Source organism: Achromobacter sp. RW408 (genome assembly GCF_003184165.1).
Classification (GTDB): Bacteria; Pseudomonadota; Gammaproteobacteria; order Burkholderiales; family Burkholderiaceae_B; genus Achromobacter; species Achromobacter xylosoxidans.
The window spans coordinates 650,650-675,811 of the sequence record NZ_QHHO01000049.1; the positions used below are offsets into that span (position 1 = coordinate 650,650).

Annotated in this window: 23 protein-coding genes; 21 read left to right on the top strand and 2 right to left on the bottom strand. The window is 66.7% G+C overall.

Annotated elements, in window-relative coordinates:
* Positions 1 to 120 precede the first annotated feature (120 nt).
* The 5 genes from DK459_RS22485 (at position 121) to DK459_RS22505 (ending at position 6,309) form a co-directional block, all read left to right on the top strand.
* Complete coding sequence (locus DK459_RS22485; protein ID WP_054449218.1) at positions 121 to 1,377, top strand: D-amino acid dehydrogenase; 1,257 nt, start codon at positions 121 to 123, stop codon at positions 1,375 to 1,377.
* 4 nt (positions 1,378 to 1,381) lie between these two features.
* Positions 1,382 to 2,722, top strand: coding sequence for an extracellular solute-binding protein (locus DK459_RS22490; RefSeq protein WP_006387836.1), 1,341 nt, complete (start codon positions 1,382 to 1,384; stop codon positions 2,720 to 2,722).
* Positions 2,723 to 2,942: 220 nt separating this feature from the next.
* The gene (locus DK459_RS22495; RefSeq protein WP_049053504.1) at positions 2,943 to 3,395 is read left to right on the top strand and encodes a TrbG/VirB9 family P-type conjugative transfer protein; all 453 of its coding nucleotides are present in this window, start codon (positions 2,943 to 2,945) and stop codon (positions 3,393 to 3,395) included.
* Positions 3,396 to 3,428: 33 nt separating this feature from the next.
* Positions 3,429 to 6,053 (top strand): alanine--tRNA ligase, encoded by a 2,625-nt coding sequence (gene alaS / locus DK459_RS22500; RefSeq protein WP_054441196.1) that lies wholly within the window; start codon positions 3,429 to 3,431, stop codon positions 6,051 to 6,053.
* Positions 6,040 to 6,309 (top strand): sulfurtransferase TusA family protein, encoded by a 270-nt coding sequence (locus DK459_RS22505; RefSeq protein ID WP_026383462.1) that lies wholly within the window; start codon positions 6,040 to 6,042, stop codon positions 6,307 to 6,309. The genes alaS and DK459_RS22505 overlap by 14 nt, the downstream gene beginning before the upstream one ends.
* 77 nt (positions 6,310 to 6,386) lie before the next feature.
* On the opposite strand, the gene DK459_RS22510 is transcribed toward DK459_RS22505, so the two are convergent.
* Positions 6,387 to 6,968 (bottom strand): hypothetical protein, encoded by a 582-nt coding sequence (locus DK459_RS22510; protein ID WP_054499786.1) that lies wholly within the window; start codon positions 6,966 to 6,968, stop codon positions 6,387 to 6,389.
* Between the two features lie 498 nt (positions 6,969 to 7,466).
* Between DK459_RS22510 and rpsP the strand changes: the two genes are divergently transcribed.
* From rpsP to DK459_RS22550, 8 genes are all read left to right on the top strand, one after another.
* Positions 7,467 to 7,727 (top strand): 30S ribosomal protein S16, encoded by a 261-nt coding sequence (gene rpsP / locus DK459_RS22515; RefSeq protein WP_006387841.1) that lies wholly within the window; start codon positions 7,467 to 7,469, stop codon positions 7,725 to 7,727.
* Positions 7,728 to 7,794: 67 nt separating this feature from the next.
* Complete coding sequence (rimM, locus tag DK459_RS22520; RefSeq protein WP_006387842.1) at positions 7,795 to 8,415, top strand: ribosome maturation factor RimM; 621 nt, start codon at positions 7,795 to 7,797, stop codon at positions 8,413 to 8,415.
* A complete protein-coding gene (gene trmD, locus DK459_RS22525) occupies positions 8,415 to 9,233 on the top strand; it encodes a tRNA (guanosine(37)-N1)-methyltransferase TrmD (RefSeq protein ID WP_006387843.1) in 819 nt (272 codons plus the stop codon). The genes rimM and trmD overlap by 1 nt, the downstream gene beginning before the upstream one ends.
* Before the next feature lie 205 nt (positions 9,234 to 9,438).
* Positions 9,439 to 10,116: a helix-turn-helix domain-containing protein gene (locus DK459_RS22530; RefSeq protein WP_006387844.1), complete on the top strand. Its 678-nt coding sequence runs from the start codon at positions 9,439 to 9,441 to the stop codon at positions 10,114 to 10,116.
* Between the two features lie 90 nt (positions 10,117 to 10,206).
* Positions 10,207 to 10,959 carry an ABC transporter substrate-binding protein gene (locus DK459_RS22535; RefSeq protein ID WP_006387845.1) on the top strand — a complete coding sequence of 251 codons (753 nt, stop codon included), beginning with the start codon at positions 10,207 to 10,209 and terminating at the stop codon, positions 10,957 to 10,959.
* A gap of 190 nt (positions 10,960 to 11,149) precedes the next feature.
* Positions 11,150 to 11,803, top strand: a complete 654-nt coding sequence (locus DK459_RS22540; protein ID WP_006387846.1) for an amino acid ABC transporter permease — start codon at positions 11,150 to 11,152, stop codon at positions 11,801 to 11,803.
* Entirely contained in the window at positions 11,800 to 12,531 is a 732-nt protein-coding gene (locus tag DK459_RS22545) for an amino acid ABC transporter ATP-binding protein (protein WP_006387847.1), read from the top strand. The genes DK459_RS22540 and DK459_RS22545 overlap by 4 nt, the downstream gene beginning before the upstream one ends.
* A gap of 9 nt (positions 12,532 to 12,540) precedes the next feature.
* Complete coding sequence (locus tag DK459_RS22550; RefSeq protein ID WP_110135076.1) at positions 12,541 to 13,830, top strand: FAD-binding oxidoreductase; 1,290 nt, start codon at positions 12,541 to 12,543, stop codon at positions 13,828 to 13,830.
* A 73-nt stretch (positions 13,831 to 13,903) separates the two neighbouring features.
* On the opposite strand, the gene DK459_RS22555 is transcribed toward DK459_RS22550, so the two are convergent.
* Positions 13,904 to 16,798 (bottom strand): valine--tRNA ligase, encoded by a 2,895-nt coding sequence (locus DK459_RS22555; RefSeq protein WP_054449212.1) that lies wholly within the window; start codon positions 16,796 to 16,798, stop codon positions 13,904 to 13,906.
* A 411-nt stretch (positions 16,799 to 17,209) separates the two neighbouring features.
* Here DK459_RS22555 and ndk point away from each other — a divergent pair, with 411 nt between their 5' ends.
* From ndk to der, 8 genes are read left to right on the top strand one after another with little or no spacing between them, the layout of a single operon-like run.
* Positions 17,210 to 17,635 carry a nucleoside-diphosphate kinase gene (gene ndk, locus DK459_RS22560; RefSeq protein WP_006387851.1) on the top strand — a complete coding sequence of 142 codons (426 nt, stop codon included), beginning with the start codon at positions 17,210 to 17,212 and terminating at the stop codon, positions 17,633 to 17,635.
* Positions 17,636 to 17,675: 40 nt separating this feature from the next.
* Positions 17,676 to 18,830, top strand: a complete 1,155-nt coding sequence (rlmN, locus tag DK459_RS22565) for a 23S rRNA (adenine(2503)-C(2))-methyltransferase RlmN (protein WP_006387852.1) — start codon at positions 17,676 to 17,678, stop codon at positions 18,828 to 18,830.
* Positions 18,827 to 19,327: a helix-turn-helix transcriptional regulator gene (locus DK459_RS22570; RefSeq protein WP_006387853.1), complete on the top strand. Its 501-nt coding sequence runs from the start codon at positions 18,827 to 18,829 to the stop codon at positions 19,325 to 19,327. Before rlmN ends, DK459_RS22570 begins: the two co-directional genes overlap by 4 nt.
* 15 nt (positions 19,328 to 19,342) lie before the next feature.
* Positions 19,343 to 20,629: a flavodoxin-dependent (E)-4-hydroxy-3-methylbut-2-enyl-diphosphate synthase gene (gene ispG / locus DK459_RS22575; RefSeq protein WP_006387854.1), complete on the top strand. Its 1,287-nt coding sequence runs from the start codon at positions 19,343 to 19,345 to the stop codon at positions 20,627 to 20,629.
* 56 nt (positions 20,630 to 20,685) lie between these two features.
* Positions 20,686 to 21,972: a histidine--tRNA ligase gene (hisS, locus tag DK459_RS22580; protein ID WP_026383459.1), complete on the top strand. Its 1,287-nt coding sequence runs from the start codon at positions 20,686 to 20,688 to the stop codon at positions 21,970 to 21,972.
* Position 21,973: 1 nt separating this feature from the next.
* Positions 21,974 to 22,612 carry a tetratricopeptide repeat protein gene (locus DK459_RS22585; protein WP_006387856.1) on the top strand — a complete coding sequence of 213 codons (639 nt, stop codon included), beginning with the start codon at positions 21,974 to 21,976 and terminating at the stop codon, positions 22,610 to 22,612.
* Positions 22,613 to 22,617: 5 nt separating this feature from the next.
* Complete coding sequence (gene bamB / locus DK459_RS22590) at positions 22,618 to 23,778, top strand: outer membrane protein assembly factor BamB (RefSeq protein ID WP_020926930.1); 1,161 nt, start codon at positions 22,618 to 22,620, stop codon at positions 23,776 to 23,778.
* 25 nt (positions 23,779 to 23,803) lie between these two features.
* The gene (gene der, locus DK459_RS22595; protein WP_006387858.1) at positions 23,804 to 25,159 is read left to right on the top strand and encodes a ribosome biogenesis GTPase Der; all 1,356 of its coding nucleotides are present in this window, start codon (positions 23,804 to 23,806) and stop codon (positions 25,157 to 25,159) included.
* Positions 25,160 to 25,162: the final 3 nt, after the last annotated feature.

Genomic DNA, 25,162 nt, shown 5'->3' on the forward strand with positions numbered 1-25,162 from the left:
CGGGCGTAGGCGAGGGCGGGGCGCCGGGGTAAACTGCGGTGTCATCTTGGCAGCGGCTTGCCGCGGGGGGGCGGACATCGTGTCCGCAGGGCCCGCGGGTACGCAGGGAGCAATGCGGGCATGAAAGTAGCGGTATTGGGTAGCGGCATCATCGGAATCTCCAGCGCCTGGTGGCTGAACCAGGCCGGCCACGACGTCGTGGTCATCGACCGCTGCACCGGACCCGCCCAGGAGACCAGCCTTGCCAACGGCGCGCAGATCTCGGTCTCCTATGCGGAGCCCTGGGCCAATCCGCAGGCGCCCCTGAAGCTGCTCAAATGGATGTTCCAGGACGACGCGCCGCTGTTGTTCCGTCCGCAGCTGGACCTGCGCCAGTGGATGTGGGGCCTGGCCTTCCTGCGCGAATGCCTGCCGGGCCGGCTGGCGCCGAACATCCGCGCCATGGTGCGCATGGCCGAATACAGCCGCGCCACGCTGCGCGGCATGCGCGCCGAGCTGGGCATCGAATACGACCACCTCGAGCGCGGCATCCTGAATTTCTACCGCGATCAGCACGAATTCGAGAACTCGCAGCGCGCCGCCGGCCTGATGCGCGACTTCGGCGTGGAGCGCCGCGTGGTGTCGACGGACGAGGTCATCGCCATCGAACCGGCCTTGGCGCCGCATCGCAACACCATCGTCGGCGGCGACTACACGCCCGAGGACGAGAGCGGCGACGTGCACCTGTTCACCGTCGCGCTGGCCGAGCGCTGCGCGCGCGCCGGCGTCGAATTCCGCTACAGCACCCGCGTCACCCGGCTCATCACCGAGGCCGGCGCGGTCAGCGGCGTCGAACTGATCGAACCCGATGGCCGCTACGGCGCCCTGGCCGCCGACGCCTACGTGGTGGCCATGGGCAGTTTCAGCCCCTCGCTGCTGCGCCCGCTCGGCATTCCGTGCAATGTCTATCCGGCCAAGGGCTATTCGGCGACCTTCCCGGTCCTGCAACCGGGCGCCGCGCCCACGGTCAGCCTGACCGACAGCAGCCACAAGGTGGTGTTTTCGCGGCTCGGCGACCGCCTGCGCATGGCCGGCACCGCCGAGCTGTCCGGCTATTCGCGCGGCCTGAACACCGGCCGCTGCGAAGCCATGACGCGGCTCGCCCGCGAACTCTTTCCCGACGCGCTCGATTTCGAGCGCGTCAGTTATTGGTCGGGCCTGCGCCCGTCCACTCCCTCGAACGTGCCCATCATCGGCCGTAGCCGTATCCCCAATTTGTATATCAATACCGGACACGGTACTCTCGGCTGGACGATGGGCGTCGGCTCGGGCCGGGCACTGGCCGATCTGCTGAGCGGACGCCGTCCAGAACCGGAATTCCCTTTTCTTGGTCTATGAACCTATGAAGAAATTGCAATTGGCGGGCATTGCCCGCGCGATGTTCGCCAGCCGGCGCACATGGGTGTTTGGCGCCGCCATGGCGGTCGCGGGCGCGGTCCACGCCGCACCCGTCGAAATCCAGGTCTGGCACACGCTGCCGGACGCCAACAAGGCCGAGTTCGAGAAACTGGCCAAGCAGTACAACAAGGAACAGGACCAGGTCAAAGTGACCCTGCGCGCCTTCGCCTCGCAGGCGCAGCTGCAGCAGGAAGCCACCGCCGCGGTCAAGGCCAAGAAGGCCCCCAACCTGGTGCAGCTGAACGACAACCACTCGCCGGAAGTGGTGGCCGAGCACAAGGCGATCCTGCCGATGTACGACCTGCTGGCCAAGTATCCGGTCAAGGACCTGAACTGGTTCGTGCCGGCCACCAGCAGCTTCGTGCGCGACGGCAAGGGCCGCCTGCTGGCGTTCCCCTGGATGGCCGAAGTGCCGGTGATGTTCTACAACACCGCCGCCTACAAGAAGGCCGGCCTCGATCCCAACAAGCCCGCCCGCACCTGGACCGCCCTGCAGGGCGAGCTGCTCAAGCTGCGCGACGTGGCCGACCTCGACTGTCCCTATGCCTCCAGCGACCAGGTCACGGTCCACCTGGAAAACCTGGCGCCGGTGAACAACCAGCAGTACACCAGCAACAACAACGGCCTGGACGCGGTCACCAAGAAGAGCGCGGCGCCGGCGATGCAGTTCGACACGCTCTACATGCGCCACATTTCGCTGATGGTCAGCTGGAAGCGTTCGCTGCTGTTCATGGCGCACACCGCCGACAACAGCGCCGACAAGCTGTTCGCCAAGGGCGAGTGCGCCGTGCTGACCGGCTCCTCGGGTTCGTTCGGCCAGTTCCTGAACACCAAGTCGCTGGCGTTCGGCGTGGCCCCGCTGCCTTACTATGACCAGGTCACCCAGAACGGCGGCCAGCCGTTCGTGAGCGGTTCGGCGCTGTGGGCGCTGGAAGGCCGTCCCAAGGACGAGGAAAAGGCCACGGCGCAATTCCTGGCCTGGCTGTCCAAGCCCGTCATCGCGGCCGAATGGCACCAGCGCACCGGCTACCTGCCGCTGACCGAGGCCGCTTTCCGCGCCTCCGACGTGTCGTTCTACAAGAGCATTCCCGGCGCCCAGGCGGTGGTGGCTTCCATGAGCAACCGCCCGGTCGCCAACAGCCGCGGCTTCCGCATGGCCAACTACGATCGCATCGAGCCGGTATTCAACCAGCAGCTCAACGATGCGCTGGAAGGCAAGACGCCGCCGGTGGCGGCCCTGAACAACGCCGCCAGCCAGGCGCGCAGCATCGCCACGCAGCGCTGAGGCCGCGCCAGCCGGCCCGGCGCCCGCGCGCCGTCCGGCAGCGCCCGCAAGCCCGGTTTTCGAACCGGGCTTTTTTCTTGCCCGCGTCCTTGCCGCGTCGGGAGGAGGGCGATTCGATCCATGCGTACATGCCGGTCTGCCTTTCCGGCCCGCAGGGGTTCACCATGCCCGGCGTGGTGCGATCCGTTCCCGGGTCGCCGTTCCTGGGATGGTGGGGCACATGGTACGAATCCTCTTTCTCGCCGGCGCGCTGTCGAGCCTGGCCGGTTGCGCATGGACGCCTGGCGCGGCGCCGATGGCAGGGGCCGGTTGGCGGGCATCCGGCGTGGCCGTGCCGGGGTTCCGTTTCGATTGGCTGTTGTCCGGCGATCCCGCGGTCGCGCCGATGCAGGTGTTCGACGATGGCCGGGAGACCTGGCTGCAGTTCGCGCCGGGCCAGGCGATACCCGCCATCTTCGGCGTGGACGCCGATGGCGAGCGGGTCGTTCCCTACGTGCGCCGCGATCCCTACGTGGTGCTGGCCGGCAACTGGGATAGCTTGTGGTTTCGTGGCGGCAGGCTGCTTGCCCGGGCGCGGCGCGCCCCGGCAGGGGGGCTCGATCAAGGCGCGGCGGATGGCGATGCGCCGGCCGGGATGTCCCCCAGGGTGCAAGGCGCCGACAACCCTCTATAATCAACGATTCGCCTAAATCCTGCTTCATCCACGATGAAATCCTCCGAGATTCGCCAGCAGTTCCTGCAATTCTTCAAGTCCAAGGGACACACCATCGTTCCTTCGTCGTCGCTCGTGCCGGGCAACGATCCGACCCTGCTTTTCACCAATTCGGGCATGGTCCAGTTCAAGGACGTCTTCACGGGCAAGGAATCGCGGTCGTACACGCGTGCCACGTCGTCGCAGCGCAGCGTGCGCGCCGGCGGCAAGCACAACGACCTGGAGAACGTGGGCTACACCGCCCGCCACCATACGTTCTTCGAAATGCTGGGCAATTTCAGCTTCGGCGATTACTTCAAGCGCGATGCCATCCAGTACGCCTGGGAACTGCTGACGCAGGTCTACAAGCTGCCGGCCGAGAAGCTCTGGGTCACCGTCTACCAGGAAGACGACGAGGCCTATGACATCTGGGCCAAGGAAGTCGGCGTGCCGACCGAGCGCATCATCCGCATCGGCGACAACAAGGGCGCGCGCTACGCGTCGGACAACTTCTGGCAGATGGCCGACACCGGCCCCTGCGGCCCGTGCTCGGAAATCTTCTACGACCACGGCCCCGAGATCTGGGGCGGCCCCCCGGGATCGCCCGAGGAAGACGGCGACCGCTACATCGAGATCTGGAACCTGGTGTTCATGCAGTTCGAGCGCGACGCCGCCGGCAACATGCCGCGCCTGCCGCGTCCCTGTGTCGATACCGGCATGGGCCTGGAGCGCATCGCGGCCGTGCTGCAGCACGTCCACTCCAATTACGAAATCGACCTGTTCCAGAACCTGATCGCCGCCGCCGCGCGCGAAACCGGCGTCAAGGACCTGGAAAACAATTCCCTCAAGGTCATTGCCGACCACATCCGCGCCTGCTCGTTCCTGATCGTCGACGGCGTCATTCCCAGCAACGAAGGCCGCGGCTACGTGCTGCGCCGCATCGTTCGCCGCGCGCTGCGCCACGGCTACAAGCTGGGCCAGACCAAGCCGTTCTTCCACCGCCTGGTGCCCGACCTGGTCGCCGAGATGGGCGAAGCCTATCCCGAACTGGCCGCCACCGCCGAGCGCGTGGCGCAGGTGCTCAAGCAGGAAGAAGAACGCTTCGGCGAAACGCTGGAACACGGCATGCGCATCCTCGACGGCGCGCTGGCCAACGTGCCCAAGGGCGGCCAGCTGGACGGCACCACGCTGTTCACGCTGTACGACACCTACGGCTTCCCCGTGGACCTGACCGCCGACATCTGCCGCGAACGCGAAGTCGACGTCGACATGGCCGGCTTCGAGGTCGCCATGGAACGCCAGCGCGACCAGGCCCGCGCGGCCGGCAAGTTCAAGATGGCCGAGGGCCTGAGCTACGAAGGCGCGGAAACGCGCTTCGAGGGCTACGAAAAGCTCGAACTCGACAACGTCAAGGTCACGGCCCTGTATGTCGACGGCACCCAGGTGCAACAGGTCCAGGCCGGCCAGAGCGCCGTGGTGGTGCTGGACGCCACCCCGTTCTACGCCGAGTCCGGCGGCCAGGTCGGCGACACCGGCCTGCTCGAAGCCGCCGGCGTGCGCTTCGCCGTGGGCGATACGCTCAAGATCCAGTCCGGCGTGTTCGGCCATCACGGCACGCTGGAAGAGGGCAAGCTGGCGGTCGGCGACACCGTGCTGGCGCGCGTGGACGCGGTGCGCCGCGCCCGCACCGTGCGCAACCACTCCGCCACCCACCTGATGCACAAGGCCCTGCGCCAGGTGCTGGGCGCGCACGTGCAGCAGCGCGGCTCGCTGGTCGACCCCGACAAGACCCGTTTCGACTTCGCCCAGGACGCGCCCCTGACGGCCGAGCAGATCGCCCGCGTCGAGGCCATCGTCAACGCCGAAATCCTCGCCAACCAGCCCACCGTGGCCCAGGTCATGGCCTACGATGACGCCGTCAAGGGCGGCGCCATGGCGCTGTTCGGCGAAAAGTACGGCGACACCGTGCGCGTGCTCGACATCGGCTTCTCGCGCGAACTGTGCGGCGGCACCCACGTCGGTCGCACCGGCGACATCGGCCTGTTCAAGATCGTGTCCGAAGGCGGCGTGGCCGCCGGCGTGCGCCGTATCGAGGCCATCACGGGCGACAACGCCCTGGCCTGGGTACAGAACCAGAGCGCCTTGCTGGCCCAGGTGGCCGGCATGCTGCGCAGCACGCCCGCCGACCTGCCCGCCCGCATCTCGCAGGTGCAGGACCAGGTCAAGCAGCTCGAAAAAGACCTGGAACAATCGCGCAGCAAGCTCGCCGCCAGCGCCGGCAACGACCTGGCCAGCTCCGCGGCCGTCGAGGTCAAGGGCATCAAGCTGCTGGCCGCCAGCATCGGCGACGTCGATCCCAAGGCCCTGCGCGGCATGGTCGACAACCTGAAGGACCGCCTCAAGCCCGCCGTGGTGCTGCTGGCCACCGGCTCGGCCGATGGCAAGATCAGCGTCGTCGGCGGCGTCACGGCCGACCTGACCAACCGCATCAAGGCCGGCGACCTGGTGGGCTTCGTCGCCAGCCAGGTGGGCGGCAAGGGCGGCGGCCGTCCGGACATGGCCATGGGTGGCGGCACCGACATCGCGGCCTTGCCCGCCGCGATCGCCAGCGTGCAGAAGTGGGTCGATGAGCGCCTCTGACATGGACAACGCGTCCGGCGCGCCAGCGCCGTCCTTCGACCAGGAGGTGGATGCCAGCGGCCTGACCTGCCCCTTGCCCATCCTGCGCGCCAAGAAAGCCCTGGCGCAGATGGAAAGCGGACAGGTGCTGCGCGTCGTCACCACCGACCGCAACGCCATCCGCGACTTCCAGGCGTTCTCGCGCCAGACCGGCAATGTGCTGGTCGCGCAGCATGAGGCGGACGGCCGCGGCGTGCATTTCCTGCGCCGCCGCTAGCTAGGCGATTGCGACGCGATACATGAAAAAGGCCAGCCTCTCCCCAGGCTGGCCTTTTTGTTGGCGATCGCCGCGCCTTATTTGTGGATCGCCGCCGCCACCGCTTGCGTGATGGTGAAGTCCACCAGGTCGCCTTCCTTGAGCTGCGCCAGCCGGGCCTGCAGGGCGGGGTCCTGCACCTGGATCGTGCGCAGGCCGCCTTGCGGACCCTTCAATGTCACGAGGTTGGCGCTCTTGTTGATGTGCCAGATTTCCGCGGTGATGGTGGTCTGCCGGCCCATCGCGCCACCTGGCTTGGCGCCCTTGGCGCTGCGCGTGGCGGCGGTCTCGGTGACCACCTCCGGTGCGCCGGAGCCTGCCCGGCGCACGTCGATGGCGACCGACTCGTAATAGTCCAGCGTAAGCGAATCGCCCGGCTTGATTTGCTTGAAGTTACGCACGTTCGGTCCGGCCTGCACATCCACTACATTGCCATTGGTGCCTTGCAGGGTGATGGCGCGGCTGGCGGGGTCGACCGCCGTGACCTTGCCGGTGACGGTGGTGAGCGCCGCGCCGACCACCCGGGCCTGGGCCGCCATCGGCAGCGCCAGCAGGCCCGCCAGCAAACCTGTGGCCGCCAGGCGCGCGACAGGGGTGAAGACAGTTTTACGGTTCTTCATGGTGTTGCACCCTCCGGTAGAGGAAGTTTGGGAAAAACACTGGGGAGAAATGGGGCGCGGTCAGCCGCTGCGAAACCGCGGACGTTTGCGCGGGCGCAGGGGGCGCGAGGACGGAGAAGGGCGGCGCCGTTGCGGCGCGGCAGGGGGAGGCGGGCTTGCGGATGTGGCGCAGGATGACATTCCGATCTCTCCAATCGGGGAAATGCTTCACACGCACTTGCAAAGGGCGCCATTCCGGCAGGGCATCCCGGGTGGAAACCCCGCCCGGCCACTTTCGTGCGCCCTCGCGCAGCACAGCGGCCCGTGACGGGCTACACTCTGTCTGCGGCGGGCTCCGGCCCGTATTTTGATTTTGTAGAATACCGTATGTGGTGCATATGTGGTGTTTTCGCGTATGAATCGCGCCGCGACTTCCGAGATTCAGCACGGGCATTTGCCAGCTGGCTTGTTTAAGTGCTAGAATTTCCCGTTTTTCACAACTAATTCAAGGGATTACCTATGGTGGTGATTCGCCTGGCCCGCGGTGGGTCCAAGAAGCGTCCGTTCTACAACCTGGTGGCCACCGATTCGCGTAACCGTCGCGACGGCCGTTTCATCGAGCGCGTGGGTTTCTACAACCCCGTCGGCAATGAAGGCGCCGAAAACCTGCGCATCGCGCTGGATCGCGTGCAGCACTGGACCAGCAACGGCGCCCAGCTGTCGCCGGCCGTCGAGCGTCTGGTCAAGGACTACTCGGCCAAGGTTTCCGCCGCGGCTTGATGCCCGCGTCGTACGCCTGAACCCTGCTAGTTTCCAGCTACGCTGTACGAAACCGATAGCCCGATACATGTCTGATGCCGCACATTCCAACGCGGCGCCTGCGGACTTGATCGAGCTGGGTCGCATCAGTGCGGCCTACGGTGTGAAAGGCTGGGTCAAGGTGCAGCCGCATTCGGCCAATGCCGAAGTGCTGCTCTCAGCTTCTCAATGGTGGTTGACTCGCCCTGTGCCTGAATTGGCGCGGGGCGCTGTCGCGTCTGCGCCTGTCGCATACAAGGTCGTGCAAGTCCGTTCGCAGGGCGCCACCGTGGTGGCCCAGCTGGCGGGCATCGCCGACCGCGACCAGGCCGAAGCGCTGCGCGGTTTTTCCGTGCAGGCGCCGCGGGGCTCCTTCCCCGCGCCCGAAGAAGACGAATACTACTGGGTCGATCTCATTGGTTGTTCGCTGTACACCACGGCGGATGGCGAGGCTGCGCTCATTGGCGTGGTCGATGAAGTCTTTGACAACGGCGCCCACGCCGTCTTGAAAGTCTTGCGCCAGCAGGCCGGGGCCAATGGTCCCGAACCTGTCCTGACCTCCAAGGGAAAGCCCGCCGAAATGCTCGTTCCGTTCGTGCGCGCGCATATCCATGCCGTCGATCTGGCCGCGCGCCGCATCGACAGCGACTGGCCCGCGGATCTTCTCTGATGCGCATTGACGTCGTGACGCTCTTTCCCGAAATGTTCGGGGTGGTGCGTGACCTGGGCGTCACCGGCCGGGCCCACGCCCAGGGCCGGTGGGCCCTGCATGCGTGGAATCCGCGCGATTTCACCAATGATCCTCACCGTACCGTGGACGACCGCCCCTATGGCGGCGGCCCCGGCATGGTGATGATGGCGGCCCCGCTGGAGGCCGCCGTCAATGCCGCCCAGGCGGCGCGCGCGGCCCAAGGCCTGGGGCCGGCCCCGGTGGCGCTGCTCGCGCCCGTGGGCAAGCGCTACGACCAGGCCGGCGCCGAGGCGCTGGCCGCCAGCGACGGTCTGATCCTGATCTGTGGTCGCTACGAAGGCGTCGACCAGCGTTTCATCGAGCGCTGTGTCACGCATGAAATCTCGCTGGGCGACTTTGTGTTGTCCGGCGGGGAAATCGCCGCGCTCGCCGTCATCGACGCCGCGGTGCGCCTGTTGCCGGGCGTGCTGAACGACGGCGACTCCGCGCTGCAGGACTCCTTCAACGACACGCTGTCCGGCCTGCTGGACAGCCCGCATTACACGCGCCCCGAAGTCTACGAGGGCGCGCCCGTGCCGGCGCCGCTGCTCAGCGGCCACCATGCCAACATCTCGCGCTGGCGCCGGGAGCGCTCGCTGGCGCTGACCGCTGCGCGTCGCCCCGAACTGATCGAGTCGGCCCGCGCCCAGGGATGGTTGTCGCTGGCCGACGAACGCTTCCTGGCCGAGCTGGCCGGCGAGCCGTTGCCGCCGCTTCCCGCCAAGCGCCGCCGCGGCGGCAAGCCCAAGGCTTCCTGAGCCGGCGCAGGCATCTCCGGGGCCCGTGCCAGGACGTACCCTCCGCCGGTTCCGGCGGGGCGCATCTCTCTGCCGTTCTTCGGCAGGTTTCCTCCGCAAGCTTTTTCCCTTTTTCCAAGACTGGATCGGCCTAGGGATGCTCCTAGGTTGTAGCGGCCCGCCTCGCTCCTTAGTATTGAAAATTACATAAAAATGAAATTTTCATATGAGTCGATCCTCATCTTCCGCTGCGCATGACGATGCGGCGCTGTCCAAGCCGGCGCTGGCGCCGGGGCGGCCCGAATCGGCCGTCGACATGTGGCTGGGCCAGCAGCTGCGCCAACTGCGCAAGCAGCACGGCCGCTCGCTGGCGGACGTGGCGCAGGCCTGTGGCATGTCGCTGGGCCTGCTCAGCCAGATCGAGCGCGGCCTGAGCTCGGCCTCGGTCAAGACCCTGCATCAGTTGGCGCGCGAGTTCGGCGTCTCGGTCAATACGCTGCTGCGCAATGCCGAACACACCGAAGGCGAGGATGGCGGGCGCGTGGCCCGCGCCGGCACGCACCGCTACATCGACTTGCGCGAGAAGGGCATCGTCAAGGAGATGTACACGCCGCCGGCCTGCCGCAGCATGGATCTGTGCCGCGCCACCATCGAGCCGGGCGGCTCGACCGGCAACGAGCTGTTCGTGACCGGGCAGGGCGAGCAGATCGGCGTGGTGCTCAAGGGGGCGCTGGAGTTGTGGGTGGGCGACCGGGTCGTGCTGCTCAAGGAGGGCGACAGCTTCTGTTATGCCAGCAGCACGCCGCGTCGCTGGCGCAATCCCGGGTCGCAGGTGACCGAGGTCATCTGGGCCATCTCGAATATCAATCAAGCCGCGGGGGATGGGACGCAACCGCCGCCCTGAGCGCGCGGGCAGTGAATCGGCGCGATGACACTGGGGATCATCCGCCTTCCGGGCGCTGCCCGGAACTCTTTGCCAAGATGAGGAAATGTCATGAAATTCAAGACTCTGGTTGTCTCTGTATTCGCAGCATTGTCCACGGCCACGGCCGCGCAGGCCCAGACGGTATTGAAGGTGGGGTCCACGCCCACCGGCAGTCCGTTCACCTTTCTCGACACCAAGACCAACTCCATCGAGGGGGTGATGGTCGATATCGTGAAAGCGGTCGGCAAGGAGGCCGGCTTCGAGGTCCAGATCGAGCCCATGGCGTTTTCCGCCCTGATCGGTTCGCTGACCTCCAAGCGCATCGACATCGTCTCGGCGGCCATGTTCATCACGCCGCAACGCCAGCAGGTGGTGAGCTTTTCCGAGCCGGTCTATCGCTACGGCGAGGGCCTGATGGTGCCCAAGAGCGACAACAAGGAATACAAGTCCTTTGCCGACATGAAGGGCATGACGGTCGGCGTGCAGGTGGGCACCGCCTTCGTCGAGCCGATCCAGAAGAGCGGCGTGTTCAAGGAGGTGAAGCTCTACGACAATCCGCCGGACATGATGCGCGACGCCAACGCCGGCCGCATCCAGGGCGGTTTCATGGACTATCCCATCGCCGCCTACATCCTGACCCAGGGCAACTATCCCAACCTGAAGATGGCGCAGTCCTATCAGCCCACCGTCATGGGCAGCCTGGGGCTGGCCACGCGCAAGGACGACACCGCCTTGCTCGAACGTATCAACAAGGCATTGGCCAAGCTCAAGGCCGATGGCGCCATCGACCGGATCCTGAAGAAGTGGGGGCTGGGCGGCTGATGTCGCGGGTCGGCGCGCATGCCCGAGGGGCCGCCGATCGGCTTTGGGGAACGCGCCTGACTGAACGCCCGCGCGCATCGCGGCGGGTTCGCGCAGGGATGGCCGCGGCTCGTCCGGCGGCCCGCCGCGGGCCCGCGGCGGGCGCGGTTTTTTTTCGTGTCAACCGGTCCTGGTCGGGATGGATGGAGTCATGACGGAATTCTTCAAGGACGCGGCAGAGTACCTGCCGATATTGCTGGAGGGCGCCAAGCTCACCATCCTGGTGACGCTGGGCTCCCTGGTGCTGTCCACCCTGCTGGGGCTGGTGTGGGCGCTGATGCGGGTGTCGGGCAACAAATACCTGTCCAGGTTCAGCGCGGGCGTGATCAACCTGCTGCGCGGCATCCCGATCATCGTGCTGCTGTTCTACATCTACTTCGTGATGCCGGACATGGGCATCGCGCTGACGGCGGTGCAGGCCGCCATCATCGGCCTGGGCATCGCCTACTCGGCCTACCAGGCCGAGAACTTCCGCGCCGGCATCGAGGCCATCGACCGCGGCCAGATCGAGGCGGCCATGGCGATGGGCATGAGCTGGAGCATGACCATGCGGCGCGTGGTGCTGCCGCAGGCCGTCAAGATCGTGCTGCCGCCCTACGGCAACATCATGATCATGATGCTCAAGGACTCGTCGCAGGCGTCCACCATCACGGTGGCCGAGCTTGCCCTGCAGGGCAAGCTGATCGCGGTGTCGACCTTCAAGAACGCAACCGTGTTCTCGCTGGTGGCGCTGATGTACCTGGTGATGTGCGTGCCGCTGATCCTGCTGGTGCGGCATCTGGAAAAGAGGAGTGCCGCCAAATGATCGAACTCAAGGGGGTGCGCAAGAGCTTCGGATCGCTGGAGGTGCTCAAGGGCATCGACGCCGAGGTCAGCAAGGGCGAGGTGGTGTGCGTGATCGGGCCATCCGGCTCGGGCAAGTCCACCATCCTGCGCTGCATCAACGGGCTGGAGCGCTACAACGCCGGCCGCATCACCGTGGATGGCGAACTGGTGGATTGCGATGCGCCGTCCATCGTCTCCATCCGCACGCAGGTGGCGATGGTGTTCCAGCGCTTCAACCTGTTTCCCCATCGCACCGCGCTGGAGAACGTGGTGGAAGGGCCGATCTACGTGAAGGGCGAGCCGCGCGCGCAAGCTTTGGCGCGCGGCCGGGAATTGCTGGCCAGCGTCGGCCTGGCCGACAAGGCCGACGCCCATCCGCCGCAACTGTCCGGCGGCCAGCAGCAGCGCGTGGCGATCGCGCGGGCGCTGGCCATGCAGCCCAAGGCGATCCTGTTCGACGAACCGACTTCGGCGCTCGATCCCGAGCTGGTCGGCGACGTGCTGGGCGTGATGCGCAAGCTGGCCGAGGCCGGCATGACCATGGTCGTCGTGACGCACGAGATGAGCTTCGCGCGCGAGGTCGCCGATCGCGTCATGTTCTTTGACGGCGGCGTCATGGTGGAGCAGGGCGCCGCCCGTGAAGTGCTGAATCACCCGCAGCACCCGCGCACGCAGGATTTCCTGCGCCGCGTGCTGCATCCCATGTGAGGAACCATCATGTCGCAGACGCCGTTTCCGCTTTCCCCGTCGCTCTGGGCCGCCACCGCGGCGGCGCCGCCGGACACGCAGCCGCTGGCGCAGTCCACGCAGGCCGATGTGCTGGTGGTGGGCGGTGGCTACGCCGGCCTTAGCACCGCGCTGCACTTGGCCGAGCAGGGGGGGCGCGTGGTGTTGCTGGAGGCGCGCGAGATCGGCTTTGGCGGCTCGGGGCGCAACGGCGGCCAGGTCATCCCGGGCCTGAAATACGATCCTGACGCGCTGATCGCGATGTTCGGCGGTGAGCGCGGTGAGCGCCTAGTGCGCTTCGCCGGCGCCACCGCCGATTCGGTCTTCAACCTGATCGAGCGGCACGCGATGGACGTGCCGCACGTGCGCAATGGCTGGATCCAGGGCGCGCACAACCCCGCGGCGCTGGAGCTGGCGCACGCCCGCGCCGCGCAATGGGCGCGGCATGGCGCCGACGCGCAACCGCTGGACAAGGCGCAGGTGGCTCGCCTGATCGGCACCGATCGCTACCTGGGCGGCTGGGTCGACCGGCGCGCGGGCGCGGTGCAGCCGCTGAGCTATGCCCGCGGACTGGCGCGCGCCGCCTTGAACGCCGGCGCCGTGATCCATACCGACACGCCCGTTACCGGGTTCAAGCGCGACGGCGGCAAGTGGACCGCCACCACCGCTGGTGGCCCCAGCGTGACCGCCGACCGGGTGGTGATGTGCACCAATGCCTACGGCGCCGACCTGCTGCCCGGCCTGAAACCCTCCATCATCGACGCCAATACCTTCCAGGTGGCCACCACGCCCTTGCCGGAGCGGCTGCGCGCGGGCATCTTTCCGGAAGGCCACGTCACGTCCGATACCCGCAACCTGCTGCTGTATTTCCGTCTCGATCACCAGGGGCGGCTGCTGATGGGCGGGCGCGGTCCCTTCCGCGAGCCCAAGGGCCCGCAGGACTGGGCCCACCTGGAGCGGGTGATGGTGAAGATGTTCCCGCAGGTGGCGGGCACGCCGTTCGAGTACCGCTGGTGCGGCCGCGTGGCCATCACCCGCGACTACCTGCCGCACCTGCACGAACCGCAGCCCGGCTTGCTGGTGGATATCGGCTGCCAGGGGCGCGGCGTGGGCCTGCAGACCAGCATGGGCCGCGCCATGGCGCAATACCTGGTCAGCGGCGATGCCAAGGCGCTGCCGGTGCCGCTGTCGCCGGTGAAGCCGTTCCCGCTGTATGGTTTGCGTCGCCTGTACGTCAACGCGGTGGTCACGTGGTATCGCATGACCGACGGCGGGGTGTAGGCAGGCAGGATCGCGCAGGCGAAAAAAAGCCCCGGACGCCGTCCGGGGCTTTGCATGGGCGCCAGTCTGGCGATCAGTTGCCCAGCTTGCCGCGCTGTTCACGCACCTTTTGCAGCGTCTCGCCGAATTGCGCCATGCGGGCTTTTTCCTGCTCGACCACGGCGGCCGGGGCGCGCTCGACGAAGCTGGCGTTGGACAGTTTGCCGTTGGCCTTGGCGATCTCGCCTTCCAGGCGGGCGATTTCCTTGTCCAGGCGCACGCGCTCGGCCGCCACGTCGATCTCGACATGCAGCATCAGGCGGCTCGCGCCCACCACCTGCACCGGCGCGCCGGCGTCGGGCAGGGTGTCCAGCACGTCGACCTGGCTGAGCTTGGCCAGCGCGGCCAGGTAGGGGGCGTTGCGCGTCAGCGTGGGCGCATCGCCCTGGGCGCACAGCGGCACCTTCTGGGCCGGCGACAGGTTCATCTCGCCGCGCAGCGCGCGCACGGCCTCGACCTGGGCCTTCAATTCGGCGACGTCCGCTTCGGCGGCGGTGTCCACGGCGGCCGGGTTGGCCTGCGGGAACGGCTGCACGCTGACGCTGTCGGCCACGCCCTGCTTGCGCTTGCCGGCCACCACCGAGACCTTCTGCCACAGTTCTTCCGTGATGAACGGAATGATCGGGTGGGCCAGGCGCAGCACGCCCTCCAGCACGCGGATCAGCGTGCGGCGCGTGCCCAGCTGCTGGGCCGGCGTGCCGGTCTGGATCTGCACCTTGGCCAGTTCCAGGTACCAGTCGCAGTATTCGTCCCAGACGTAGCGGTACAGCGCGTTGGCGACGTTGTCGAAGCGGTAGTCGGCGAAGCCGCGCGCCACGTCGGCTTCCAGCGCCTGCAGCTGGCTGACGATCCAGCGGTCGACGAAGGAGGTTTCGCCCGCGTCCGCACCGGTCAGGTCGTGGCCTTCGGTGTTCATCAACACGAAACGGGTGGCGTTCCAGAGCTTGTTGCAGAAGTTGCGGTAGCCCTCGCAGCGTTTGAGGTCGAAGTTGATGTTGCGGCCCAGGGTCGCGTAGGCGGCCATGGTGAAGCGCAGCGCGTCGGCGCCGAAGGCGGGGATGCCGTCCGGATACTGGCGGCGCGTGGCCTTTTCGATGGCGCCGGCCTGCTTGGGGTTCATCAGGCCGTAGGTGCGCTTGGCCACCAGGCCATCCAGGTCGATACCGTCGATCAGGTCGATCGGATCGAGCGTGTTGCCCTTGGACTTGCTCATCTTCTGGCCGTCGGCGTCGCGGATCAGGCCGTGCATGTAGACGTGCTTGAACGGGATCTTGCCGGTCAGGTGCGTGGTCAGCATGACCATGCGCGCAACCCAGAAGAAGATGATGTCGAAGCCGGTGACCAGCACGCTGGACGGCAGGTAGCGTTCCAGGTCGGGCGTCTGGTCGGGCCAGCCGAGGGTCGTGAAGGGCGCCAGGCCCGAGGAGAACCACGTGTCGAGCACGTCCGGATCGCGCTTGAGCTCGCCGGTGACGCCGGCGGCGCGGGCCTGCTGGATGGCTTCGGCTTCGTCGTGGGCGACGAACACCTGGCCGTCTTCCGCGTACCAGGCGGGAATCTGGTGGCCCCACCACAGCTGGCGCGAAATGCACCAATCCTGGATGTTGTTGAGCCACTGGTTGTAGATGGTGGTCCAGTTGTCCGGGTAGAACTGGATGCGGCCGTCGGCCACGACTTCCAGCGCCACTTCGGTGATGCTCTTGCCCGGATTGAGCGTGCCCTCGGGGGCCGGCTTGCTCATGGCGACGAACCACTGGTCGGTCAGCATGGGCTCGAGCACGACGCCGGTGCGGTCGCCCTTGGGCTGCATCATCTTGTGCGGCTCGACCTTGACCAGGTAGCCCTCGGCTTCCAGCTGGGCGACCACGGCCTTGCGGGCCTCGTAGCGCTCCATGCCCTGGAACTGCTTGGGACCGTTCTCGTTGATGTGCGCGTCGAGCGTGAAGATCACGATCAGCGGCAGGTCGTGGCGCATCGCGCAGGCGTAGTCGTTGAAGTCGTGCGCGCCGGTGATCTTGACGCAACCGGTGCCGAATTCAGGGTCGACGAAGTCATCCGCGATGATGGGGATGTTGCGGTCGCACAGCGGCAGTTCGACTTCCTTGCCGACCAGGTGCTTGTAGCGCGGGTCTTCGGGGTGCACGCACAGCGCGCCGTCGGCCAGCATGGTCTCGGGGCGGGTGGTGGCGATGGTCATGCCGCGCAGGGTGACCGTCTGGCCGTCCTTGTCGACGATGGTCTGCGGACCGTCGACGAAGGGGTAGAGGATGTGCCACATGTGGCCATCGGTCTCTTCCGACAGGACTTCCAGGTCGGACACGGCCGTCAGCAGTTTGGGGTCCCAGTTGACCAGGCGCTTGCCGCGGTAGATCAGGCCCTGTTTGTGCAGGCGCACGAAGGTTTCCACCACGCCGCGCGACATGCGTTCGTCCATGGTGAAGTATTCGCGCGGCCAGTCGGCGGAGGCGCCCAGCCGGCGCACCTGGCCGGTGATGGTGCTGCCCGATTTTTCCTTCCATTCCCACACTTTCTCGAGGAATTTCTCGCGGCCGAGGTCGTGGCGCGAAACCTTCTGGGCGTCGAGCTGTCTTTCAACCACGATCTGCGTGGCGATACCGGCATGGTCCGTCCCCGGAATGAAGACGGTGTCGTCGCCCAGCATGCGGTGGTAACGGATCAGACCGTCCATGATGGTCTGGTTGAACGCATGGCCCATGTGCAGGGTGCCTGTCACATTGGGCGGCGGGAACTGGATGACGTAGGGTTGCGCTTCCGTCCCTGTTTTTACGTGCGACCCGGCGGCGAAGTAGCCGCGCTTGTCCCACTCGGCGTACCAGCGGGATTCGAGTTCGGCGGGTTCGAAGCTCTTGGAGAGTTCCGGGGAGTCGGTCGCGGCGGGCGCGGCGTTCGGGGGAGCGGCTTGAGTCATTACAGGGTTCCGGCAGACAGGGCGCCCGGTCGATGGAAACGGGCAAGCAAACCGCTCATTTTAAGATGTAATGCGGTCGTATCGGCGTGTTAGAATACCGGGTTACTGTAAACCTTTTAGAAGTCCCTGAATTCATTGAGGTTTCGCCAAAAGTTCATTGAAAAAACGCTGAGGATTTCAGCACAATGGACCGAGCGAACATTCAGTGCGGGATAACTCCGAAGGGTTGGCAGTGTCGAATCCCCGCCTTGGCACAGGCGGCCGGGACGGCCCGGAACACGCTGTCGTGACACAGCGGGTCCGAGTCGCTTGCGCGCCCATGGCGCGCTGCCGCTTGAAGGGTGACACCGACAAGCGCAGGCCACGCCAGGCAATCATAGAAACCAGTCAGTATCCGTTTTTGGAGTTCCCATGTCCGTCCAACGCACCCTCTCGATCATCAAGCCCGACGCCGTCGCCAAGAACGTCATCGGCCAGATCGTCGCCCGCTTCGAGCAAGCCGGCCTGAAGGTCATCGCCGCCCGCCTGGCCCAGCTGTCGCGCGCCGACGCCGAGCGTTTCTACGCCGTGCACAAAGAGCGCCCCTTCTTCAAGGACCTGGTCGACTTCATGGTCTCGGGCCCCGTGTTCGTGCAAGTGCTGGAAGGCGAAGACGCCATCCAGAAGAACCGCGACCTGATGGGCGCCACCGATCCCAAGAAGGCCGCCCCGGGCACCATCCGCGCCGACTTCGCCGACAGCATCGACGCCAACGCCGTGCACGGCTCGGACGCGCCGGAAACGGCCGCTGTCGAAGTGGCTTTCTTCTTCCCCGAAATCAACATCCACAGCCGTTGATTTCCAGGAAATCGTTTTAGCGTCATAGCAATACCAGGTCATGGAATCCGTCGAACGAATCAATCTGCTGGGGCTGGACGGCTCCGCCCTGTCCGAACTCGTCGGGCAGTGGGGCGGCAAGCCGTTTCGCGCCCGCCAGCTGCAGCGCTGGATGCACCAGCGCGGCGCCGATTCGTTCGACGCCATGACCGACCTGGCCCGCGATTTCCGCGGCCAGCTGGCGTCGCGTTGCGTCATCGAGGCGCTGGCCGTCAATACCGAGCAACGCTCGTCCGACGGCACCCGCAAGTGGCTGTTCGACGTGGGCCAGGGCAACGCCATCGAAACCGTCTTCATTCCTGAAGACGACCGCGGCACCTTGTGCATCTCCAGCCAGGCTGGCTGCGTGGTGAACTGCCGTTTCTGCTCGACCGGCCACCAGGGGTTCAACCGCAACCTCAAGACCAGCGAGATCATCGGCCAGCTATGGTGGGCCAAGCGCGTGCTGGAAGCCGACATCGGCACCGCGCGCCTGGAAAGCGCCCGCGCCACCGACGATACCCGCGTCATCAGCAACGTCGTCATGATGGGCATGGGCGAGCCCCTGCTCAACTACGACCAGGTGCTGCCGGCCCTGCGCCTGATGCTCGACGACAACGCCTATGGCCTGTCGCGCCGCCGCGTCACGGTGTCGACCTCCGGCGTCGTGCCGATGATGGACCGCCTGTCGCAGGACTGTCCGGTGGCGCTGGCCGTGTCGCTGCATGCGCCCAACGACGCGCTGCGCGACGAGCTGGTGCCGCTGAACAAGAAATACCCGCTGAAGGAGTTGCTGGCCGCGTGCGAACGCTACCTGGCTTTCGCGCCGCGCGACTTCATCACGTTTGAATACTGCATGCTGGATGGCATCAACGACACCGACCAGCACGCCAGGGAACTGATACACATTGCCCGCCAGATCCGCTGCAAGCTGAACCTGATCCCGTTCAATCCCTTCCCCGCCTCCGGCCTGAAGCGTTCGCCTTCGGCCCGCGTCAAGGTGTTCGCCCAGCGTCTGATGGACGCCGGCATCATCACGACGGTGCGCAAGACCCGGGGGGACGATATCGACGCCGCTTGTGGTCAACTGGCTGGAGAAGTGCGCGACCGTACCCGCATCACCGAGCGGAACGCCGCGCAGCGCCAGACCATACCAATTAGACAGGTGCATGCATGACGCAGGATATCGCTTCTGCAGTTTCAGAGACGCCCGCGAGCGCGGGCGGTTCGGGCAATGTGGGCTCGGCGCTGCGCACGCTGCGCCAATCCAAGGGCTGGTCGCTCGATGAAGTGTCCAGCCGCATCAAGTTTTCGGCCAAGCAGATCGAGGCGCTGGAAAACGAGCAGTGGGGCGAACTGCCCACCGGTGTGTCGCTGCGCGGCCTGATCCGCAACTATGCCCGCATGCTGGGCGCCGATTCCCAGGCGATCGTCGACTCGCTCGATCCCAAGGCCCGCGTCACCGGCCCGGTCAAGCTGAGTCCGGGCGCGCTGCATTCGGCGCATTCCATTCCCCAGTCGGGCGCCGACGACGATCGCGCGTCGTCGACCTCCTGGGGCTGGCTGATCGCCATCGTGCTGGTGCTTGCCGCCGGCGTCGCCTATGCCTTCTGGCAGGGCTGGCTGCCGCAGCAATGGCTGGCGTTCGACTGGCTTCCCAAGCTGTCCAAGTAAATACCGGTTTCGCCGATGCAAGATTCCTCTCTGCCTTGCCAGGATGCGCCGCCGCCCTCCGTGGGCGCGGCTCCCCGCCGCGCCACGCGTTCGGTGGCGGTGAAGTGGGGCGACCGCACGGTCATGATCGGCGGCGACGCGCCGGTGGTGGTGCAGTCCATGACCAACACCGACACCGCCGACGCCATCGCCACGGCGATCCAGGTCAAGGAACTGGCGCAGGCCGGCTCCGAGATGGTGCGCATCACGGTCAATACGCCCGAAGCCGCCAAGGAAGTGATGGCGATCCGCGAGCAGCTCGACCGCATGGGCGTGGACGTGCCGCTGGTGGGCGACTTCCACTACAACGGCCACAAGCTGCTGACGCAATTCCCGGACTGCGCCCAGGCGCTGTCCAAGTACCGCATCAATCCCGGCAACATGGGCGGCGGCAAGCGCCGCGACGACAACTTCGCCCAGATGATCGAGGTGGCCTGCCGCTACGACAAGCCGGTGCGCATCGGCGTGAACTGGGGCAGCCTGGACCACGAACTGATGGCGCGCAAGATGGACGAGAACAGCCGCCGCGCCCAGCCCTGGGAAGCGCAGGCGGTGATGCGCGACGCGCTGGTGGTGTCCGCCATCAGCAACGCCCAGCGCGCCGAGGAACTCGGCCTGCGCCGCGATGCCATCATCCTGTCGTGCAAGGTCAGCCACGTGCAGGACCTGATCGCGGTCTACCGCGACCTGTCGGCGCGCTGCGACTATCCGCTGCACCTGGGCCTGACCGAAGCCGGCATGGGCAGCAAGGGCATCGTCGCCTCGACCGCCGCGCTGGCCGTGCTGCTGCAGCAGGGCATCGGCGACACCATCCGTATTTCGCTGACGCCGGAACCCGGCGGCGACCGTGGCCGCGAGGCCGTGGTGGCGCAGGAAATCCTGCAGACCATGGGCCTGCGCGCGTTCACGCCCATGGTGGTGGCCTGCCCCGGTTGTGGCCGTACCAGCAGCACGTTCTTCCAGGAACTGGCCGATAGCATCCAGTCCTACCTGCGCCGGCAGATGCCGGTGTGGCGCGCCCAGTACCCCGGCGTCGAAAGCATGAACGTCGCGGTCATGGGCTGTGTGGTCAACGGGCCTGGCGAAAGCCGCCACGCGGACATCGGTATCAGCCTGCCGGGCACCGGCGAGGTGCCGGCCGCGCCGGTGTTCGTCGACGGCGAGCGCACGGTCACCCTGAAGGGCGACCATATCGCCGAAGAATTCCAGGCCATCGTTGAAGACTACGTCGCGCGCCGCTACGGCGCGCTCGCCTCTCATTAAAAGAAAGGGTGTGGCCGCGAGGCGCGCTTGCCGGCGCGCGGGGCGGCATGATCAAGATGACTCAAGCTTTCCAGAAAGTCGCCGCCATCCGCGGCATGAACGACCTGCTGCCAGGGCCCAGCGCCCGCTGGGAGCAATTCGAGGAAATCGTGCGCGGCTGGCTGCGCGGCTATGGCTATCGCAACGTGCGTACGCCCGTGCTTGAGCATACGCGCCTGTTCACGCGCGGCATCGGCGAAGTGACCGACATCGTCGAAAAAGAGATGTACACGTTCACCGATGCGCTCAATGGCGAATCGCTGACCATGCGGCCCGAGATGACCGCCGGCATCGTGCGCGCCTCGATCGAGCACAACCTGCTGTACGACCGCCCGCAGCGCGTCTATTCGATCGGCCCGGTGTTCCGCCACGAGCGCCCGCAGCGCGGCCGCTACCGCCAGTTCCACCAGATCGACGTCGAGGCGCTGGGCTTCGCCGGTCCCGACGTGGACGCCGAACTGATCGTCATGCTGGCCCGCCTGTGGAAGCTGCTGGGCCTGACCGACGTGCGCCTGGAACTGAACTCGCTGGGCCAGCCGGCCGAGCGGGCCGCGCACCGCGCCGCGCTGATCGCGCACCTGGAAAAGCACGTCGACATCCTGGACGAGGACGGCAAGCGCCGCCTGTATACCAACCCGCTGCGCGTGCTGGACACCAAGAACCCCGCCATGCAGGAAATGGCCGACAGCGCCCCGCGCCTGTTCGACTTCCTGGGCGAGGAATCGCGCGCGCACTTCGACGGCGTGTGCCAGCGCCTGACCGACGCCGGCATCGAATACCGCCTCAACCCGCGCCTGGTGCGCGGGCTCGACTACTACAACCTGACCGTCTTCGAATGGGTCACCGACCGCCTGGGTTCCCAGGGCACGGTGTGCGGCGGCGGCCGCTATGACGGCCTGATCGAACTGCTGGGCGGCAAGCCCGCGCCGGCCGTGGGCTTCGCCATCGGCATGGAACGCCTGCTGGATCTGTGGGAGCAGAGCGTGCAGGTCGAAGCGCCGGCCGAGTGCGACGTCTATGTCGTGCACCAGGGCGAAGACGCGCAGCGCCTGGCCGCCCGCGTCGGTGAAGACCTGCGCGACGCCGGCCTGGCGGTGGTGGTGCATGCCGGCGCCGCCAGCTTCAAGTCCCAATTCAAGCGCGCGGACGCCAGCGGCGCCCGGGTTGCGGTTATCCTTGGCGCCGATGAAGTGGCTTCGCAGACCGCCAGCATCAAGTTCCTGCGCGCCGACGCCCAAGGCGATGGCGCGCAGCAGCAAGTCCCGTTGGCGGGCTTGGCCGACGTATTGAATCTCAAGGGTTAGCATGGCATACGATCTGGAAGAACAGGAAAAACTCGACGCGATCAAGGCGTGGTGGGCCCGTTACGGCACCCTGGTGATGCTGCTGGTGGCCGCCGTGGCGCTGGCCTGGGGCGGCTGGTGGGGCGCGAAGGCCTACCAATCGCACAAGGCCAACCAGGCCATGGGCTATTTCGAGGCGCTCGAAGACGCGGCCCGCCTGGGCGGCGCCGATTCGTCGGTGCGCATCAAGGCCGCGGCGGCGACCCTGCGCGAGCAATACGGCTCGACCGGCTACGCCACCCGCGGCGCGCTGGTGGCGGCCCAGGCGCTGCAGGCCCAGAAGGACGTCGACGGCGCGCGCCAGCAGCTCGAATGGCTGGCCGGCCAGTCCAAGAACCCCTCGATGCAGGCCGTCGCCCGGCTGCGCCTGGCGGGCCTGTTGCTCGACCAGAAGCAGTACGACGCCGCGCTGGCACAGCTGAACAATGCGCCGGCCGCCTTTGCCGCCTTGTTCGCCGACCGCCGCGGCGATATCCTCGCGGCGCAAGGCAAGCGCGATGAAGCGCGTGCCGCGTGGCAAAGCGCCATCGATGGCCTGGGCACGGCGAATCCGCTGACCCAGGTCGTGCAACTGAAACTGGATGCCCTGAGCGGAGCGTGACTGTAATGCGTAAATTTGCTTTTGGTCGTACGACGTGGCGTGGCGCGGTATGCCTGACGGGCCTGTTGGCGCTGGGCGGCTGCGGCCTGTTTTCCCATGACGATGGCCGTTACGACCCCGCTCCCCTGACTGAATACAAGGCCGGCATGTCGGTGCGCCAGGTCTGGTCGACCTCGATCGGCAGTGGCTCCGGCCTGGGCTTCGCGCCCACCGTGCTGAACAATGCGATCTACGCCGCCACCCCCGATGGCTCGGTCGGCAAGTTCGACCTGCAAAGCGGCCGTCCCATCTGGAAGTCGCAGGCGGGCGTGAAGCTGACGGCGGGCGCCGGCAGCGATGGCACCACCACCGCCGTGGCTTCGCCCGATGGCGACGTGGTCGCATTCGACGACAGCGGCAAGGTCAAGTGGAAGGTGCGCGCCACCAGCGACGTCAATATCTCGCCGGTGGTGGGGTATGGCATCGTCGTGGTCCGCAGCGGCGACTACCGTATCCAGGCCTTCGATGCCAACAACGGCGAACGCCTCTGGAGCGTGCAGCGCCCCGGCCCGGCGCTGGCCCTGCGCAGCGCCGCGCAGATGGTGCTGGCCGAAGGCCTCGTCATCACCGGCCTGCCGGGCGGCAAGCTGATGGCCATCGCCTCCGACAGCGGCAACGTGCAATGGGAAGGCACCGTCGCCACCCCGCGCGGCGCCAGCGACCTGGAACGCCTGACCGACGTGGTCGGCTCGCCCCAGATTGCCGGCAACCTGCTTTGCGCGGTGGCCTATCAAGGGCGTATCGTGTGCTTTGACGTCACGGCCGGCGGCCGTCCGATCTGGGCCAAGGACTTCTCCAGCGTCAGCGGCATGGTCCTGGATCAGCGCTTTGCCTATTCGGCCGACCAGAACAGCGTGGTCAACGCTTTCGCGCTCGACAACGGCGGCAACGTCTGGAAGCAGGCCGCGCTGAAGAACCGCCAGCTCACCGCTCCGGCCCTGCTGGGCGGCGCGCTCGCGGTCGGCGACCTGGACGGTTACGTGCATTTCCTGTCGCGCAGCGATGGCAGCCTGATGGCGCGCCTGTCCGTGGGCGGTGGCGCCGTGGTCTCGCCGCCGCAGACGACTTCCCAAGGTGTGCTGGTCCAGACGGGCAATGGCAATCTCGTCCTGATCGGCACCAACTAAACCCTCAAGAACAAAGCCTTACACCGTGTCTTTCAAGCCTGTCGTTGCCCTGGTCGGCCGCCCCAATGTGGGGAAATCGACCCTATTCAATCGCCTGACGCGATCGCGCGCCGCGCTGGTGGCCGATTTTTCCGGTCTGACCCGCGATCGCCACTACGGCGAGGGCAGGGTGGGCGAGATCCCCTTCATCGTCATCGACACGGGCGGTTTCGAGCCGGTCGCCAAGGACGGCATCCTGCTGGAGATGGCGCGCCAGACCCGGCAGGCCATCGCCGAGGCCGACGTCGTGGTGTTCCTGGTGGACGCCCGCGCCGGCCTGAACGCGCATGACCACGAGATCGCCACATTGCTGCGCAAGTCGGGACAGCAACGCGTGCTGCTGGCGGTGAACAAGGCCGAGGGCATGGGGGCGGGCGCCGCCATCGCCGAATTCCACGAGTTGGGCCTGGGGCAACCCTATCCCATCTCGGCGGCGCACGGCGACGGCATCGTCGACCTGATCGAACTGGCCCTGCAGGACCTGGCCGAGCCGCCGGCCGAGGAAGAAGAACCTGCCGAAGAGGGCGAGCACGATCACCGCATCAAGCTGGCCATCGTGGGTCGCCCCAATGTCGGCAAATCCACGCTGATCAACACGCTGATGGGCGAAGAACGCGTGATCGCGTTCGACATGCCCGGCACCACGCGCGACGCCATCGAGATCGACTTCGAGCGCGACGGCCGCCGCTACACGCTGATCGACACCGCCGGCCTGCGCAAGCGCGGCAAGGTGTTCGAGGCGGTTGAAAAGTTCTCGGTCATCAAGACGCTGCAGGCCATCGAGGCCAGCAACGTGGTGCTGCTGATGCTGGACGCGCAGACCGAGATCTCCGAGCAGGACGCCCACATCGCCGGCTTCGTGTTGGAAACCGGCCGCGCCGTGGTCGTGGCCGTCAACAAGTGGGATGGCCTGGACGGCGAGGAAAAGGAACGCATCGAGCGCGAGTTCATGCGCAAGCTGCGCTTCCTGTCGTTCGCTCGCGTGCACACCATTTCGGCCCTGCGCGGCCAGGGCATCAAGCCGCTGCTCAAGTCGGTCAATGCCGCCCACGCCGCCGCCTTCGCCAAGTTGTCCACGCCCAAGCTGACGCGCGAGCTGCAGGCCGCCGTCGAGCAGCAGCCGCCGCCCCGCAAAGGCATCTTCCGTCCCAAGATGCGCTATGCGCACCAGGGCGGCCAGAATCCCCCGCTGGTGGTCATCCACGGCAACGCGCTGGATGCGGTGCCGGATTCATACCGCCGCTACCTGGAAACCCGTTTCCGCAACGCGTTCGACCTGGCCGGCACGCCGCTGCGGATCGAATTCAAGTCTTCGCACAACCCCTACGCGCAGGAAAGCTGATCC